The sequence below is a fragment of the Streptomyces sp. H39-C1 genome, assembly GCF_027158125.1.
Taxonomy (GTDB): domain Bacteria; phylum Actinomycetota; class Actinomycetes; order Streptomycetales; family Streptomycetaceae; genus Actinacidiphila; species Actinacidiphila fildesensis.
This window is the reverse complement of sequence record NZ_JAPVLS010000248.1, coordinates 1-1515: the sequence shown is the minus strand read 5'-3', so window position 1 is coordinate 1515 and position 1515 is coordinate 1. Positions and strand designations below refer to the sequence as shown.

Genomic DNA, 1515 nt, shown 5'->3' with positions numbered 1-1515 from the left:
CGTCGGCCTCGACCGCCGCACCGTACGGGCCGCACTGCGGGACTGCCCCGAGCTGATGTACCGCAGCAACGGCCCGCACTCGTGCTACGTGCACCGCGACCACGACGATAACTGAACGTTACTGATCAGTGGGAGTGGGGGCGAGTGCCCCCACTCCCACACCCCCGATTTGGGTCCGGCCGCCGTCAAAACCGGCCTCTACACTGGGATCCCCGGTGACCAGTGACCAGTGACCAGTACCAGTGACCACTAAGGTCGATCACCAGGAGTAGTCATGTCCGACCCGCGCACCGGCGCCCGATTCGATGCCCTGCCGCCAGAAACGGTCTACGCGCACGCGCCCGAACCCATGGCCGAGAGCGCCGCGCTACTCCGACTCGACACCCTTCTACGCACCGGAGAGGCCGGCCCCGACCGCGTACGCGAACGCTTCCTGCGCCTGGCCGCGCTGTCCGATCGCCTTGCTCTCATGGCGGCCGAAGCACCGGCGGGGCGCACTGCGACGCCTGCCGAGGCCGAGCGGGACGCGGTTGGAGACGCATGCCAACTGGCCGCGTGGGACCGCCGACACCCCGATCAGGTGGCCGGACCCTACGGGCCCGACAGTGAATGGGACTCCCCACGCTCTTACGTACGCCAGGAATACCAGACGTGGATGTCAAAAAACGGCGCATGGAAGGCATCATCATGAGATTCGGGAAAAAGAGGGAAGATCACACGGACGCAATTCGTGCCCGACAGGTACAGGAAGTAACTGACACCACCATCACCCTGCGACCGGAAAACGACCCGAGTGCACGAACCGTCACATCCGAGAGCGTACAAAGACGCGCAGCCGAATACGGCCTGGAAATCTCCAAAGAAGAAGCAGCCGCATCACTCGATTCACGGCTACGGCATCGCGGGTGGAGATGAGATTCCGTTCCAAGGTCAGGTTTCTCCTCATCGTGGTGTCGATCGGGGTGGTAGTGGGAATCTGGCAGGGAAAGTAGACAGATCGCGCACCGTGGCCTACCGGATTCCCGGTAGGCCACTCTCATATCTACCTGTGGTAGAGGTATTGAATCCCAGAAGCTACACAGGTCATCAGAGGTGATGCAGGATGATTCCAGAGTTCATCTAGGCATCCAGTTTGAAGCACCCCGGGGACGCTCGGTCGGTCCTCGGGGGTGTGGCCTGGATTCGCCAAAGTTACATGTGCATCATTCCCGTCCGGCACCCCGCTCCCCCGCACCGGTCAGGAGGTATGGGGTGCGGACCCGGAAACTCCGGAAGTTTTGCACGAGGGAAGCAAGCTCGGGGCGCGGACCTGGACCCCCGGGGCCGGCCTCCGGGGGTGGTGGGCTGGAACCCCAGTCCCTACACAGCTCAAGGCGCGATGCACGCCCGGCACCCCTCACCCTGCCAGCCGTCCGGCGCAGCCGGACCGGGCGGACGCGCGCAGCGCGGGAGCCTTTCCCGATAAGCGCAGCGTTCGGGAAAAGGGAATGCAGCGCAGCGGAATTCCCGCCTCTT

1 protein-coding gene is annotated in these 1515 nt (G+C 64.1%); it reads left to right on the top strand.

Annotated features, from left to right (window positions below; translation table 11 throughout):
* Positions 1-274 precede the first annotated feature (274 nt).
* The gene (locus tag O3W51_RS47990) at positions 275-691 is read left to right on the top strand and encodes a hypothetical protein (protein ID WP_269290395.1); all 417 of its coding nucleotides are present in this window, start codon (positions 275-277) and stop codon (positions 689-691) included.
* The last annotated feature ends 824 nt before the right edge of the window (positions 692-1515 follow it).